Below are 14,487 nucleotides of genomic sequence, written 5' to 3' on the forward strand. Positions count from 1 at the left end.
CACCCCTGCGGCGGATATGTCAGGCATTCGTCTTTTCGATATATGGTGCCCTTGTCATGCGCTTTGTGCGCCATAAACCCCTGTTGTCAGCCGGTATTGCCTGCCAGTTGCCTGGCGCGGGCAAATGGCGCGCACGGTCAATAAGTTGTGATAACGCTTAATGCCCCCGGCTTTTTTCGCGCAAAACGGGCGTGTGCCGCAATCATGATTGAGTCCGCCCCCACTTCGTGGGAATGCTGTGGGTTCCTGTTTCTCACCCCACTGCACGGGATCAACATGCAGCATTTGCGCCTTCTTCTGAAAGATGTCTGGTACCTGACCCGCCCCTATTTCGTGTCGGAGGACAGGAAATGGGCCTGGGGCCTGCTCGTGGCCGTTCTGGTGCTGACCTTCTCCATCGTGGGGATGGACCTGCTCCAGTCCTTCTCGCGCAATGTGTATTACACGGCGCTGCAGCAGCGTGATGCCACCACCTTCCTGCGCGGGCTGTTCTGGTATGTGCATAATGATAGCGGGTACGTGCCTGGCTTCTTCATCATCACCATTCCGGCCATCCTGTTCAGTGTCTATGCAACCTACCTGCAGCAGATGCTCGGCCTGCGCTGGCGGCGGTGGCTGACCGCGCGCATGACGCGGCAGTGGATGGAGCACCAGACCTATTTCCGCATCGCCATCACCACATCGGGCCTTGAGGCCGGGGCCGACAACCCCGATCAGCGCATACAGGAGGACCTGAACAGCTTTGTGACCGATACGCTGACACAGTTCATCAACCTGCTGTCCAATATCGTGACGCTGTTCAGCTATGTCGGGCTTCTGTGGGTGTTGTCCGGGCCGCTGGAAATATGGGGCATGTCCATACCGGGCTACTTCTTCTGGGCGGCGCTGATCTATTCCGTGGTGGCGACGTGGGTGACGCATCTGGCGGGACACAAACTGGCGGGGCTGCAGTTCTTCCAGCAGCGCGCCGAGGCCGATTTCCGCTACAGCCTCGTTCATGTGCGCAACAATGCCGAAGGCATCGCGCTCTATCGGGGCGAGGCAGAGGAACAGGCCGGACTCGACCGCTCCTTCGCCTCCGTTTACGGCAATTTTCTTTCCATCATGCGCCGCACCAAATGGCTGGGCCTGCTCACCACGGGACTGGATGTGGTGTCGGGCAATTTTGCGCTGCTGATCGGCTCGATCCGCTACTTCGCGGGCAAGATGAGCTTCGGCACGCTCATGCAGTTGGTCATGGCGTTCTCACGCGTGCAGGGGGCACTGGGCTGGCTGTCCAACTCCTATGCCGCGCTGACCACATGGCATGCGGAGGTGGCGCGTCTGGCCACCTTCCAGCGCGTGATGGACCGCGCGCAGGCCATGAAAAGCGAGATCAGCCTCATTGCCGCCCCCGCCAGCGCCGACCTGCAGGTCAGCGGGCTGGACGTGTTCCGCCCCGATGGCACGGCGCTGCTCAGGGATGTGAACTTTACGCTGGCACATGGGCAGATGACAGTGGTGACCGGCCCCTCGGGCACCGGCAAGTCCACGCTGTTCCGCGTTCTGGCGGGCATCTGGCCGTTTGCCAAAGGCACGATTACACGCCCCGACATGCCCATGATGTTCGTGCCCCAGCGCCCCTACATGCCGACCGGCACGCTGCACCGGGCCGTGGCCTATCCGGCGGACGGCACGGCGTATTCCGCAACGCAGGTGGCCGAGGCGCTGAAGCAGGTCGGTCTTGGCGCGCTGGTGCCGCGTATTGAAAATGAGGAGCCTTGGGGGCAGATCCTCTCGCCCGGCGAACTCCAGCGCCTGGCCTTTGCGCGCATTGTGCTGGCGCAGCCGGGCTGGGTGTTTCTCGATGAATCGACCTCGAACCTTGATGCTGCGTCCGAGGCCGCCCTTTACGCCCTGCTGGCCCGGACCTGTCCGGGCATGACGGTGGTGTCGATCACGCACCGGCAGTCGGTGGTGGGGATGCATGAAAATGCCATTGACCTCACTCCCTTTGCCGTGGGCGCAACTGCCGTGGTCAGTGCGGACGCATCGCCCTGACCATCAGCGCGGTATTGTAGCGCATCATGCTGATGTAGTCGGGGGCCGGGCCGCCTGCGGTGGAGAGCGCCTCGGCATAAAGCTCGCCGCCGGGCTGTGCCCCGGTGGCGTGGGCGACCTGCTGCACAAGGCGTGGGTCGGTCGCGTTTTCAAGGAAATAGGTGGTCATGCCGGTCTCGCGGATCTGCGCGATCAGCCTGCCCACATCGGCGGCGGAGGCTTCGGTCTCGGTAGAGAGGCCCTGCGGCGCCATGAAGGTTACGCCATAGGCGCGGCCAAAATAGCCAAAGGCATCATGGCTGGTCAGCACGCGCCGCCGGGCGGGCGGAATGGTGTCAATCTCGGTGCGGATGTCATGGTCAAGGGCCTGCAGCTGCGCGGTGTAAGCCGCGGCCGAGGCACGGAAATCATCAGCGTCCGCCGGGTCAGCCGCGATCAGCGCATCGCGGATGTTACTGGTCCATACAATCACGTTGGGCACGCTGTTCCATACATGCGGGTCGGTTTCCACCTGCTGGCCATCGTGTTCGGTATGGATGTCGATCCCGTCTGATACGATGACAGGCCTGCCCTGATAGCCCGCCGCGTGGGCCAGGCGGGCAAACCAGCTTTCCAGCCCCTCGCCGCTCATGAACACCACATCGGCCTGCCGCAGGGCGCGCGCGTCATCGGGGGCGGGTTCGAATTCATGCGGGTCGCCATCAGGCGGCACCAGCGAGGTCACGCTCACATGCGCGCCGCCCACATGCGACACCACATCGGCCAGCACGGTAAAGCTGGCAACGGCGTGCACTACATGCGGCGCGGGAGCGGCACGGGCGGGCAGGATGGACAGGAAACCACAGAAGCCCAGAAGGCAGGTGAGGCGACGCATGTCAGTGACTCCGGAAGGGGGATGAACCACCCCGCGCGCGGATACCGGCGGGGGAGGCAATAAGGGAGAACAGATAGGCCGCCGAGCAGGTGAGGATGATGCACGGCCCCGCCGCCAGCCGGAAATGGTAAGAGACCAGCAGCCCCGTATAGCCCGCGAGCATGCCCACCGTGGCCGAGAGCGCCATCATGGGCACGAGGCGGCGCGTCCACAGCCGCGCGGTGGCGGCGGGCACCATCATCATGCCAACCGACATGAGCGTGCCCAGGGCTTCAAACCCGGCCACGAGGTTGATGACCACAAGGAACAGGAACACCATGTGGTAAAGCGCGCCCCGGCTGCCGGTCATGCGCATGAAGCCGGGGTCCACGCATTCCATGACCAGTGGCCGCCAGATGAAGGACAGCAGGAACAGGCTGAGCGTGGTGATGCCCGCCATCAGGTACAGGGCAGGCCCGTCAATGGCGAGAATGGTGCCGAACAGCACATGCAGCAGGTCGATATTCGACCCCCGCGCTGACACGATCAGAACACCCAGCGCCAGCGACGTGAGGTAGAAACTGGCAAAGCTTGCATCTTCCGCCAGGTGCGTGCGGCGGCTCACCAGCCCCGCCAGCAGTGCTACCCCCAGCCCCGCCGCGATGCCGCCCAGCCCCATGGCCGTAAGCGACAGCCCGCCCGCTGCCAGAAAGCCTACGGCGGCACCGGGCAGGATGGCATGGCTCATCGCATCGCCAATCAGGCTCATGCGGCGCAGTTGCAGCAGCACGCCCACCGGCCCCGCCCCCATGCCCAGCGTGATGGAGGCAACCAGCGCGCGGCGCATGAAGCCAAAGGTGGCGAACGGCTCCCATAATCCGGCCAGCATGCTCATGCCGGGCCACCTGCCCATGTGGGCTGCGGCGTGTCATAGGCGCGTTGCAGCGTGCCGGGCGTAAGGATGCGGGCGGTCTCGCCCCAGATGGCCTGCCCGCCCGAGAGCAGCACCACATGAGGGAAGCAGGTGCGGATCTGGTGCATGTCATGCAGCACGGCAATGATGGTGCGACCCTGCGCATGCCATTCGCGCACCAGTGCCAGCAGGTCCTGCGTGGTGGGAGCATCCAGCGCGGTGAATGGTTCATCGAGCATGATGACGGTGGCATCGGTCATGAGCAGACGCGCGAACAGCAGGCGCTGGAACTGCCCGGCCGAGAGCGCATCGATCATGCGCCCGGCCTGTTTTTCCAGCCCCACGCGGCACAGCGCATCGGCCGCGCGCTGGCGCACGGCAGGGCTGGCCGCGCCAAAGGCCCCGGTCTGGCGCCATGCGCCACTGAGCACCATGTCCGTCACACTGATGGGAAAGGCGCGGTCAATGATGCGGGCCTGCGGCAGGTAGCCAAAATCCTGCGCGTGCAATCCGCCAAGCGTGATCCTGCCCGCAGTCAGCGGCACCTCGCCCAATATGGCGCGCAGCAGGGTGGACTTGCCCGCGCCATTGGCTCCTGCAATGGCGGTCATGCTGCCGGGTGCAAAACTGCCGGTGACATGCTGCCACACCGGCGTGCCGTGCAGAGCGACACCCGCGTCGTCCAGCCCGATGGCGCCATGGGTCATGGCTGGGCCACGGCCCAGGCCACCAGCCCCCATAACAGGCCACAGGGCAGCGCCATGCACACCAGCCGCTGCCATCCTGCGCGGGCCATCCATGTAAGTGGCAGGGGCGTTGCCGCGCTGGGGGCCGGGTGGGGCATTGTCGTGTTGCTGTCCTGCGGGTCAGGGTGGGCGGCAGACGGGGACGGGAATGGCATGGGAACGCCCAAAGTGTTATAATATAACATTCATTTACAGCACGGGCTTGCTATCCGTCAAGCGGAGGCTGCATTGTTACGCCATGCGCACGATACGATCGGGGTGGAACGGGTGAGCTTTCATACATGGCTGCTGTTTGCCGCAACTGCCTTCCTGCTCTCGGCCATGCCGGGGCCGAACATGATGCATGTCATGTCCATCAGCGTGCGGCATGGCCTGCTGCGCAGCACGGGGGTCATGGGGGGGTGCATGCTGGCCATCGTGCTGGTGGTGTGCGCGTCACTTGCGGGCATGGCGGGCGTGCTGGCGGCGTCGCCCCGGCTGTTTGCGGTGCTGCGCGTGGTGGGGGCGGCGTATCTGGTGTTTCTGGGCGTGCGCGTGTGGATGGCGCGTGACACAGAGGGCGAGGGTGCTCCGGCGGCGGATGATGACCCGTCTGCGCCATGGCGTGACCTGTTTCGTGATGGATTCCTGACCGGCATCAGCAACCCCAAGCTGCTGCTGTTTGCAGCCGCCTTCCTGCCGCAGTTCGTCAACCCGGCGGCGCCTCACATGCGGCAGTATGGGCTGCTGGTTGCGACCTTCGCGTTTTTGGAGGCGTTCTGGTACCTGGTTTACGCAGGCGGCGGGCGCATGCTCTCGGCCTGGCTGCGCACGCCGGTGGTGCGGCGGGTCTTTGGCATTGTGACCGGGCTGGTGTTCATGGGGTTCGGGGCCATGCTGCTGCTGACGCGCGTTTAGGCAACCTGTTTGAAAACGACTTATGGAATAAAAGCTTCCAGGTGCCACCTTGTTAAAAAATGGTGTTCTGTCAAAGCTTTTTTAAAGAAACTTTACCACAAACTTTCTGACTGATGGCGTCCGGGCCGGGTGGGCATGACCCACGTTCCGCAAATGATGGCGCCAGTTCCGCTTTCGCACGGTATTGCAGTGCAGGCATATGGAAACGCCACGGGTGGCACGTGTTTTTTAGTATCGATTCCATATAGTTGTGCTGCATCGATCTGTGTCGGCTGCAAAAGCCGGGTTATCATGGGGGATTGGTAAAGTAGGTATATCTATATACATCCATATATAGACATCTGTATCTATAAGGACACAGTCATACGCTATATGACGATTACGTTATTAATATATTTATGCTGATATAGACGCTGCGGCAGGTGGGTTATATACGGCCATGCATGTTCAAAATGGCTAACGAAATGGAATCAGCATGGCCAGAATGACCGCAGGTATGGCGTGGATGCTTTCGGCCAGTCTTGGCGCACTGCTCATCCCCTCCGCTTACGCACAGGGCACCGGCACGGATGCGGACAAGGGCAAAAAAGCCCTTCAGGCCACCAAAAGCACCCCGGCCCCGGATGATGCCGTAGGCTCCGCCAATGCGGAGGAAATGACCGTGATCGGCCACCACCGCATGGTGGCAGGTGCCGCGGCCAACTATAACAAGAAAATGGCCAATCTCGGCCCGCTGGGCACGCGCCGCACGCTTGATACGCCCATGTCGATCATGACCGTGCCGCATGACGTGATCGTCAACCAGCAGGCGCGTAACATCAACGACCTGATGCAGTACATCCCGTCGGTGCAGCTTGAAACCCGCGCCGACCCCGGCACCAGCCGCCCGCAGTCGCGCGGGTTCGAGGCGGATGTGATCTCCAACAGCCGCATCGACGGGCTGAACGCCTTTACGGTCACGCCCTACGCTGCCGAGCAGTTCGACAACGTGCAGGTGCTCAACGGCCTGGCAGGCGCCCTGTATGGCCCCCAGAACCCGGCGGGCACGTTTGAATACGGCCTCAAGCGCCCGACCGACGAGCGAATCAACCGCCTTGTGGTGGGTGTTGATTCTGTTGGCACGCTGATGGAAAACGTCGATGCATCGGGCCGCGCGGGCAAGCATGGCTGGTTTGGCTACCGCATCAACCTGCTGCATGGCGATGGCACGTCCTATGTGCAGGATAGCTGGGTGCGCCGTAACATGGTCAGCGCCGATTTCGATATCCATTTCGACCGCGATACCGTGCTGGAACTCGATGCCAGCCATTACACGTTCGATGAGCGCGGCATGCCTGCGGGCGTCAACCTCAAGGGCTATAGCCTGCCTTCAGCCCCTGACCTGAGCAAGCCGCATATGGGTCAGGACTATTCGGGCTACAATTCCGAGAACAACGTCTTTCTTGCCAAGCTCAAGCATCGCATCAATGATAACTGGAGCTTCGTCATTGGCGGGCTGTACCAGGATTCCGGGCGGCAGGTATTTGAGTCGGCTGATTCCCTGATCAACAACTCCGGTGGTTATACCCAGTCCCTCTCGGCCGCCACCACGGTCAATGACTTCAAGGTCGGCAGTAACATGGCCTATGTCAACGGTCATGTGCGCACGGGCTTCATCAGGCATGATCTGGTCATCGGCACCAATGGCTACATGGAAGGTGGCTATAACCCGCTGAGCGGGCAGAGCTATACCGCCATCAAGTCGGGCACGCTGGACAATCCTACCGTGGCGCCCAATGGCCCGCAGCCCTATTACAGTGGCAAGTATGAATCGCAGTACGTGCGCTACCAGTCGATGATTTTGGGTGACACGCTGCACTTCAACAAGCACTGGTCGGTCATGGGCACGCTGGCATGGAGCTGGCTGGATCAGGACAGCACCGCAACGGTTGCCGGCGCTTCAACCAAAAGCGTCGAGAATGGTTACACCGTCACCACCACCCATCTGACCAAGGGCAAGACCACCAACAGCCGTGCCGATGCGGCCTTCAGCCCCATGGCCAGCCTGGTCTACAAGCCGACTGAAAACCAGACCGCCTACTTCACTTATGGCCGCTCGCTGCAGGCTGGCACATCCGCCCCGGCTGATGCGCTCAACGCCAATGCCCTGACATCCCCCGTGCATAGCGAGGAGTATGAGGTGGGCTACAAGATGCAGTGGCGCCAGATGCAGTTCAACGTGGCGGGTTTCCGTGCCACGCGCAGCTATGCTTTCTATGAAGGTAGCAACACGCTGTATGGCAATTTCGGCACCCAGCGCAATTATGGCGTGGAGTTCCAGGCCATGGGGCATGTCACGCCCCGCCTGTCGGTTATCGGCGGCATGACATGGATTGATGCGGAACTGACCCATGCAGGTTTTGCCGCCCTCAACAACAAGGAAGTGGTGGGCGTGGCGCCCCTGCAGGCCAATGCGCTGATGGATTACCGCATTCCGTTCCCGCGTGGTTTCGCGCTCAATGGCCTGGCCGTGAATGCCAACGTGCATTACACCGGCCGCCGTGCGGCGGATCTTGAAAACAAATACTATGCCGGTTCCTATGTAACACTGGATCTGGGCCTGCGTTATCCGTTCCGTGCGGCAAAGCATCCTTGGATGGCGCGTTTTGGCGTAACGAATGTTGCCAATGAGCGGTACTGGTCCTCGATCTATAATGGCACGGCCTCAAGTGCCGGGATCACGACCAAGGATGCGACGGCAAAGTCGCTTGACGCTGGCAGCGCCGCCTATGCCGGCATGCCGCGTGCCTTCCACTTCACGCTGGAAGCCGACTTCTGAAAACACTGTTCCAAAAACAGTATAAGTTTTGGGGTGCCGCCTTTTTTCAAAAAGGCGGCATTTTTTTTGGCAAAGCCCCGCGCACCCGCTTGTGATGGCGGGCAGGGGCGCGAAACGAGGCTGGTGTGCCCATATTCCCATCAACCATAAGGGAAGGAACGCCACCATGACCGAACCGACACCCCCGACATTGACTGACTGCCCCATCGGGCTCGATGCCACCGGCACGCGGCGCGAGAAGGATTCGATGGGCGAGATTGACGTGCCCGCCAGCCATTACTGGGGGGCGCAGACGCAGCGCAGTCTCGTGCATTTCTCGATCGGGCGCGACCATATGCCCATCGAGGTCTGCCATGCCTATGGCATCGTGAAAAAAGCGGCGGCGCAGGTAAATGCCGCCGATGGGCGCATGCCGCAATGGAAGGCCGACGCCATCAGCCGCGTGGCCGATGAGGTGATTGCAGGCAAACTCGATTCCGAATTCCCGCTCTTTGTCTGGCAGACCGGCTCGGGCACCCAGACGAACATGAACGTGAATGAGGTGATCGCCAACCGTGCCATCCAGCTTCTCGGCGGCACCATCGGCTCCAAAAGTCCGGTTCACCCCAATGATGACGTGAATATGGGCCAGTCGAGCAATGACTCGTTCCCCACCGCCATGCATGTGGCCACCGTGCTTGAAATCGACAGCCGCCTTTTGCCGCGCGTGCGTGAACTGATCGAAAGCCTGCGCAGCAAGGCGGAGGAATGGATGCAGGTGGTCAAGATCGGTCGCACCCACCTGCAGGATGCCGTGCCGCTTACGGTGGGGCAGGAATGGTCGGGCTGGGCCCAGCAGCTTGAAGATGCGCTCGAGGCGGTCGAGGCCGCGCGCCCGGGCCTGTTGCAGCTTGCGGCGGGCGGCACGGCGGTGGGCACCGGGCTGAACGCGCCGCCGGGCTTCAGCCACGCCATTGCAAAGCGCATCGCTGGTTTGACCGATAAGCCCTTTGTCACCGCGCCCAACAAATTTGCAGCCCTTGGCGGCCTGGACGCCATGGTGCGGGCTTCGGCAGGTCTGCGCGGGGTTGCTGTAACCCTGCTCAAGATCGCCAATGACATGCGTCTGCTCGGTTCCGGCCCGCGCTGCGGGCTGGGCGAGCTACACCTGCCGGAAAACGAACCCGGTTCCTCCATCATGCCCGGCAAGGTCAACCCGACCCAGTGCGAGGCGATGGTGATGATCTGCACGCAGGTGCTTGGCAATGACGCTACGGTGGCATTTGCGGGCAGTCAGGGCCAGCTTGACCTGAACGTGATGCGCCCGGTGATCGTGGCCAATGTGCTGCATGCCATCCGCATCCTGGCTGATGGGTGCCACAATTTCCGTGTGTTTTCGGTTGAGGGCACCACGCTCAACCGCAAGCGTATCGATGCTTACGTGGCAGGCTCGGTCATGCTGGTCACGGCTCTCAGCCCCGAGATTGGCTATGACCGGGCTTCGGCCATCGCCCATCAGGCCATGGAGCATGACATCAGCCTGCGCGAGGCGGCTCTGGCTTCGGGCTTTGTCGATGGCGCGACCTTCGACCGGCTGGTCCGCCCGCTCGACATGGTGGGCAAGGGCGTGGGCGGCGCCTGAGCGGATAAAAGTTTTTGGTGCAGCTTTTTTCAAAAAGCTTCGAAGAACGCCGCTTTTTTAAAAAAAGGCGGCACCCCAAAACTTTTATTTTTCAAGGCAGGTTTCTATGAGGGCGCAGCCCCCTGCGTGTTGACCTGCAGCGTGAACAGCGTATCGCCCGCGCACATGAACACCACATCGCGCTTGGGGCCGCCAAAGGTCAGGTTCGACACGCCGCGCGGCAGGCGGATGCGCCCGATCATGTGGCCGTGGGGGTTGTACACCACCACGCCACACAGCCCCAGCGGCCCGTTGGCCCCGCACCACAGATTGCCGAAAATGTCGGTGCGCATGCCATCGGGAATCATCGCATGCCCGTTCAGCATCATGTCGGCAAACGGGCGGAGGTTGCGCACTTCGCCCCCCACCACGTCGGCAGCGTGGATGCGCCCGTCGCCGCCATGGCCGTCCTGCCCCGGTCCTGGCCCGTCGGAGATGACATAGACAATCCTGCCATCGGGCGAGAACGCAATGCCGTTGGGGTCGGGCAGCTGCTTCTCGGTGAATACGGCCTTCACCGCGCCCGTGGTCGGGTCGATGCGGAAGACATGGTCCTCCTGCCGCCTGCTGCCGCCAGACTCGGTCATGACCTCGCCATCAAGGTTCCAGCGTTCCACGCCCTCGCGGTTGGCGGGGTTGCCCGGTGCATCGGGGTGACCTTCCACGATCGTGTCACCATAACCGGGATCGGTAAACCAAATGCTGCCATCGGGGTGGACGGCAAGGTCGTTGGGCGAGTTGAGCGGCGCGTTATTGTAGCGGTCGGCCAGCACGCGGCATGAGCCGTCATGCTCCCAGCGCACCACGCGGCGCAGGCCGTGCTCGCAACTGACCAGGCGGCCTTCATTGTCAAAGATGTTGCCGTTGCTGTGATAGGACGGGCTGCGGAAAAGGGAGACGGCCCCGTTCTCCCACAGGTAGCGGTACTGCACGCCGCGGATCGTGTCACTCAGCAGCAGGAAACGCCCTTCACTGCACCAGGCCGGGCCTTCCAGCCAGCCGCCGCCGCGCCATGCCAGTTTCAGGCTGGCATTGGCATAGGCCAGATTACCAAAACTGGGGTCGAGCACCAGAATATCGGGGTCGGGCAGGGGCGTGATGGGGGCTTGGGCACCCCATTGCCGCGGCGGGTTCGACACCACGCTGGGCGGCTGGGGCAGGCCGTCGGGGTTGGCGGCCCGGGCGCGTTGCCCGATGGTCCATAATCCGCCTGCGGCCAGCCCCCCGGCAAGCATGGCCCGTCGGCCAGGATTGAACGGATGGATGACTGGCGGCATGGGGGCCTCCCTTTGATGAATATGGATCACGACAGGAAAAACCCGGCCCCTGAAAGGGCCGGATGACGCCGCATGAATGTCGATCCTGAAAGTTTATGTGAGGTTTGTTAAAAAAGACGGCTTTCAGTTCTGAATATCCTGAAGCACTTCAAAACCTTCGAACACCGGCGGCCCCGCCATGAGCGGCTTGCGGTTGCCCGCATGCGCATGGGCTGCGCGGAACTGTTCGGACTGGGTCCAGCCCAGAAAGGCCTCGTAGGATTCCCACACGGTATGCGAGGCGTAGAGGATGTAATCTTCATGCGTGGGGCCCTTGAGGAACTGGAAGCTGACAAAACCGGGCACGGTGCGCAGATGCACCTCGCGGCCCAGCCAGCGCTCACGGAATTCGGCCTCGTTCTCGGGCGGGATGCGGAAACGGTTCATGGCGATATACATGTCTGGCTTCTCCTCAAAAGCTGTTCTGAAAGCCTGCCTGCGCCCCTGCTGGCGGGAACGCCGTAGGGGGCAGGGTAACGCATGGCGGGGGTATTTTCACCCGCTTTGCAGGGCGCGGCGCGGCAATGGCTGAAAATAAACTCTTGATAAAAAACTGATAAAAGTTTTTGGGTGCCGCCTTTTTGAAAAAAGGCGGCGTTTTTTTCGAGGCTTTTCGTAAAAAGCAGCCTTGAGGGAGCACCCTGCGCAGCGGTTCAGATGATGACCTTGCGGTGTAGTGGAGCGCCCGCCTCCTGCCCTGCCACCCGGGCAGTGGCGGCCTTTCAGCGGCGTTCTGAATCCGCGCCGCTGCCCTCGTCGGTAATGCCTGCGCGTGAGGGTGCCTCCGAACCGGGTTCCACCATCCGGCTCATGCGGGCTATGCCTGCATCATCGCCAAACCCCCTGGCCGAGACACGGCGGCGGGGAGCAGGGTTTTCCATCAGCACGGTGGCGAGTGCCTCGGGGTCGGTGCGTTCGGCTTCATCAAACAGGGCATCGGCGCGGGCCTGATCGCCCGCGCGTTCGGCGCGCAGGCCGGCCTCGGCCAGCTGGCGGGCGGTGGCGTGCTTGTTCCCGCCGTCATCATCGGGGCGGTCATCATCATTCATCGAACGGGGCATGGAGCAGCCTTTCCTGTCTGGTTACGGGCCGCGTGGCCCATGGGCAGACAACACGCAAGGCGGGGGCAGGGTTCATCACAGCCTGCAGGACTACTGCTCGGCCAGGGTATAGACACTGCTGAAGTCGAGGTCGCGCGCCACATAGATCTGCACCATGTTGCCCTGCTGCACGTACAGGCTGGGCGGCACGTTGCTGGTCTGGGCAAGGATGACCTTTTCCACCTCGCTTACGACCGAATTGGTGTTGTCGCTGCTGGTGGTGATGCTGGTGGTGCCGGGCTTGGAGGCAAGGTTGGTGATGGCCTGCACCATCATCTGCCCCACATTGGTAATGATCGACACCATGATCGCATCGCCAAAGCGCGCCCAGAAATGCGTGTTGACCTTGCCCTTCACCCCGCTGCCGCCAAGCGGTGTGGTGCCGGGGCTGAGCAGGTCGATGGTCACGCCTTCGGGGTTGCGCAGGCGCAGCCAGTTCACAAAAATACGCTTCTGGCCATATTGCAGGGCGGATGTCACCTCGCCTTCCGCTACCGCGCCCTTGTCGATCAGGCGCACCTTGCCGTTGATGGAATAGACATCGTGACTGACCCGGCAGGTGACCAGTCCGGGCAGGGTGGTGTTGATCTCGTTGATCGTGCCGCACGGGATCAGCGTGCCCTTGCCCACAATCAGGTTCTGGCCATGCATCAGGCTGGCATGGGTTGTGGGCGTGTTCTCGGGCTGCAGGCGGGTCAGGAGCGGGTTATCGGTTTTGGCGGCTGCCGTGGCCGCAGCCGGGGTGGCAGCCGTAGGGGTGCTGGTATCGGCCACGGGGGTGGCGAAGGTAAAATCATGGCCGAGCCTGCGCTTCATGGCGGCGTCTTCCGCACTGTCCACCACGGCTGCGGGCGCTGCCACGGGGGCAGCCTGCGCGGTGGATGGGCACGAGGCCTGTCCCTGCCTATCGACCATGACGGTGCTGCCGGGGCATTTCAGGGTAAGCCGGGCTGCATCCTGCGCGCGGGCGGGGCTGGCCAGCGCGCACAGTGCCAGCGCACAGACGGTGGCCGCGCGCTTCATGATGCCCCGTCACGCACGACCCGGCGCACCATGGGCGAGATGGTGCCGCCCGGAGCACTGCCCAGCGAGGGATTGAACCCGTCATTGACCACGCCAATCACGAGGCTGCCGTAGCGGATGCGCCATTGCCGGGCGGTCATCTGGGCGGCGAGGATATTGTGGTCGCGCCCCAGCACCACGGCGTTGACCACTGTTTCCTGCCCGCTTTCGTTCATGACATACAGCGTGGGCAGCACCCCGTTTTCAGGAAAGCGGAAATAGGTGAAGCGGTAGTCATCCCACACGTTCAGTGGCGCGATGGCACGGTCCTGCGTGCCATCCGAGCGGCGATAGGCGGTATTGTGCGGCCCGTCGCCATACGGGTCGGCCAGTTCGGCCTCGATGTGGCTGGCGCGCGCGGCGGCGGCTTTCTTGCCATCATTTTCATCGGGGTAGACATAGGTCAGTTCCACCGTGGCCTGCGCCAGCGCCCACGGCGTGGGGGCGAAGACGGTGCGCATGACGCCATCAGCCCCCTTTTCCTGCTGTCCGCCCACGTAATGCAGCAGGATATGGTATGTGCGGCGGTCGGTGACGATGGCGAGGTTGGTGTCGCTCTCCTGCGCCTTGGGGCGGATGAAGCAGTGGTTCTCGCGGCAGGCGAAGGACCAGCCGCCTTCCTCGCCAAAGGCGTGGGTGACGTAATGCTCGTCAGGCGCAAGGGTGATGTCGGTTGCAATCCCCACCACGCCATCGACTTCCACCGTATCACGCGGGTTATAGATGACCGACTTGATGCGGTAATCATACGGCGAGGCGCTCTTGCGCCCCGTGGCCCCGGCAGGCAGGGGGCACATGACCGGCGCCATGAGGGTCGCCACCATTGCCATGCACCATGCGCCATGGAGTGTGCGGGTCATGGGCGTGCAGCCTGTGCGCCGGGAGTGGAAATGGGGGCAGACGTGCTCACGCGGCCCGAGAGTTCGGGCGGCGGAGTGCGGTTGACCGGCACCAGATGCCACATGTTGGGCTGGGTTACATGGCCGGGCCGGGGCGTGCAGCCAGCCAGCAGCAGGCCCATCGCCACGCCCATGCCTACACGCGACCCTACAGGTTGCAGGCGCGAAAACATACGGATGGCC

14 protein-coding genes are annotated in these 14,487 nt (G+C 62.6%); 4 read left to right on the plus strand and 10 right to left on the minus strand.

The genetic code is table 11. The annotated features are described in order from the left end of the window. The first annotated feature begins 276 nt into the window (after positions 1 to 276). Complete coding sequence (locus tag FMA36_RS06470; RefSeq protein WP_206065205.1) at positions 277 to 2,040, plus strand: ABC transporter ATP-binding protein/permease; 1,764 nt, start codon at positions 277 to 279, stop codon at positions 2,038 to 2,040. On the opposite strand, the gene FMA36_RS06475 is transcribed toward FMA36_RS06470, so the two are convergent. From FMA36_RS06475 to FMA36_RS06490, 4 genes are read right to left on the minus strand one after another with little or no spacing between them, the layout of a single operon-like run. Then, a complete protein-coding gene (locus tag FMA36_RS06475; RefSeq protein WP_159261665.1) occupies positions 2,018 to 2,914 on the minus strand; it encodes a metal ABC transporter solute-binding protein, Zn/Mn family in 897 nt (298 codons plus the stop codon). The genes FMA36_RS06470 and FMA36_RS06475 overlap by 23 nt on opposite strands. 1 nt (position 2,915) lies before the next feature. Further along, positions 2,916 to 3,788: a metal ABC transporter permease gene (locus FMA36_RS06480; protein WP_159261666.1), complete on the minus strand. Its 873-nt coding sequence runs from the start codon at positions 3,786 to 3,788 to the stop codon at positions 2,916 to 2,918. Then, complete coding sequence (locus FMA36_RS06485) at positions 3,785 to 4,513, minus strand: metal ABC transporter ATP-binding protein (protein WP_408885650.1); 729 nt, start codon at positions 4,511 to 4,513, stop codon at positions 3,785 to 3,787. Before FMA36_RS06485 ends, FMA36_RS06480 begins: the two co-directional genes overlap by 4 nt. Then, positions 4,510 to 4,707 carry a hypothetical protein gene (locus tag FMA36_RS06490; RefSeq protein WP_159261668.1) on the minus strand — a complete coding sequence of 66 codons (198 nt, stop codon included), beginning with the start codon at positions 4,705 to 4,707 and terminating at the stop codon, positions 4,510 to 4,512. Before FMA36_RS06490 ends, FMA36_RS06485 begins: the two co-directional genes overlap by 4 nt. A 112-nt stretch (positions 4,708 to 4,819) precedes the next feature. Between FMA36_RS06490 and FMA36_RS06495 the strand changes: the two genes are divergently transcribed. The 3 genes from FMA36_RS06495 (at position 4,820) to fumC (ending at position 9,888) form a co-directional block, all read left to right on the plus strand. Further along, complete coding sequence (locus tag FMA36_RS06495; protein ID WP_159263687.1) at positions 4,820 to 5,449, plus strand: LysE family translocator; 630 nt, start codon at positions 4,820 to 4,822, stop codon at positions 5,447 to 5,449. Positions 5,450 to 5,924: 475 nt separating this feature from the next. Continuing rightward, positions 5,925 to 8,267 (plus strand): TonB-dependent receptor, encoded by a 2,343-nt coding sequence (locus FMA36_RS06500; RefSeq protein WP_159261669.1) that lies wholly within the window; start codon positions 5,925 to 5,927, stop codon positions 8,265 to 8,267. Positions 8,268 to 8,433: 166 nt separating this feature from the next. Then, positions 8,434 to 9,888, plus strand: coding sequence for a class II fumarate hydratase (gene fumC, locus FMA36_RS06505; RefSeq protein WP_159261670.1), 1,455 nt, complete (start codon positions 8,434 to 8,436; stop codon positions 9,886 to 9,888). Between the two features lie 104 nt (positions 9,889 to 9,992). Here fumC and FMA36_RS06510 read toward each other — a convergent pair whose 3' ends face one another. From FMA36_RS06510 to FMA36_RS06535, 6 genes are all read right to left on the minus strand, one after another. Continuing rightward, positions 9,993 to 11,204 (minus strand): SMP-30/gluconolactonase/LRE family protein, encoded by a 1,212-nt coding sequence (locus FMA36_RS06510; RefSeq protein WP_159261671.1) that lies wholly within the window; start codon positions 11,202 to 11,204, stop codon positions 9,993 to 9,995. Positions 11,205 to 11,327: 123 nt separating this feature from the next. Then, positions 11,328 to 11,642, minus strand: coding sequence for a heme-degrading protein HmuQ (gene hmuQ / locus FMA36_RS06515; protein WP_159261672.1), 315 nt, complete (start codon positions 11,640 to 11,642; stop codon positions 11,328 to 11,330). A gap of 323 nt (positions 11,643 to 11,965) precedes the next feature. After that, positions 11,966 to 12,304, minus strand: coding sequence for a hypothetical protein (locus FMA36_RS06520; RefSeq protein WP_159261673.1), 339 nt, complete (start codon positions 12,302 to 12,304; stop codon positions 11,966 to 11,968). Between the two features lie 90 nt (positions 12,305 to 12,394). After that, entirely contained in the window at positions 12,395 to 13,366 is a 972-nt protein-coding gene (locus FMA36_RS06525; RefSeq protein WP_159261674.1) for a TrbI/VirB10 family protein, read from the minus strand. Continuing rightward, positions 13,363 to 14,265, minus strand: a complete 903-nt coding sequence (locus tag FMA36_RS06530) for a TrbG/VirB9 family P-type conjugative transfer protein (RefSeq protein ID WP_159261675.1) — start codon at positions 14,263 to 14,265, stop codon at positions 13,363 to 13,365. Before FMA36_RS06530 ends, FMA36_RS06525 begins: the two co-directional genes overlap by 4 nt. Then, positions 14,262 to 14,477 (minus strand): hypothetical protein, encoded by a 216-nt coding sequence (locus FMA36_RS06535; protein WP_159261676.1) that lies wholly within the window; start codon positions 14,475 to 14,477, stop codon positions 14,262 to 14,264. The genes FMA36_RS06530 and FMA36_RS06535 overlap by 4 nt, the downstream gene beginning before the upstream one ends. Between the last annotated feature and the right edge of the window lie 10 nt (positions 14,478 to 14,487).

The organism is Komagataeibacter xylinus (assembly GCF_009834365.1).
GTDB classification, from domain to species: Bacteria; Pseudomonadota; Alphaproteobacteria; order Acetobacterales; family Acetobacteraceae; genus Komagataeibacter; species Komagataeibacter xylinus_D.

Bases quoted from the DNA above. Each gene is read 5' to 3' on its own strand.
- FMA36_RS06470 (WP_206065205.1), top strand. From the start codon at position 277: ATGCAGCATTTGCGCCTTCTTCTGAAAGATGTCTGGTACCTGACCCGC.
- FMA36_RS06475 (WP_159261665.1), bottom strand. From the start codon at position 2,914: ATGCGTCGCCTCACCTGCCTTCTGGGCTTCTGTGGTTTCCTGTCCATC.
- FMA36_RS06480 (WP_159261666.1), bottom strand. From the start codon at position 3,788: ATGAGCATGCTGGCCGGATTATGGGAGCCGTTCGCCACCTTTGGCTTC.
- FMA36_RS06485 (WP_408885650.1), bottom strand. From the start codon at position 4,513: ATGACCCATGGCGCCATCGGGCTGGACGACGCGGGTGTCGCTCTGCAC.
- FMA36_RS06490 (WP_159261668.1), bottom strand. From the start codon at position 4,707: ATGCCATTCCCGTCCCCGTCTGCCGCCCACCCTGACCCGCAGGACAGC.
- FMA36_RS06500 (WP_159261669.1), top strand. From the start codon at position 5,925: ATGGCCAGAATGACCGCAGGTATGGCGTGGATGCTTTCGGCCAGTCTT.
- fumC (WP_159261670.1), top strand. From the start codon at position 8,434: ATGACCGAACCGACACCCCCGACATTGACTGACTGCCCCATCGGGCTC.
- FMA36_RS06510 (WP_159261671.1), bottom strand. From the start codon at position 11,204: ATGCCGCCAGTCATCCATCCGTTCAATCCTGGCCGACGGGCCATGCTT.
- hmuQ (WP_159261672.1), bottom strand. From the start codon at position 11,642: ATGTATATCGCCATGAACCGTTTCCGCATCCCGCCCGAGAACGAGGCC.
- FMA36_RS06520 (WP_159261673.1), bottom strand. From the start codon at position 12,304: ATGCCCCGTTCGATGAATGATGATGACCGCCCCGATGATGACGGCGGG.
- FMA36_RS06525 (WP_159261674.1), bottom strand. From the start codon at position 13,366: ATGAAGCGCGCGGCCACCGTCTGTGCGCTGGCACTGTGCGCGCTGGCC.
- FMA36_RS06530 (WP_159261675.1), bottom strand. From the start codon at position 14,265: ATGACCCGCACACTCCATGGCGCATGGTGCATGGCAATGGTGGCGACC.
- FMA36_RS06535 (WP_159261676.1), bottom strand. From the start codon at position 14,477: ATGTTTTCGCGCCTGCAACCTGTAGGGTCGCGTGTAGGCATGGGCGTG.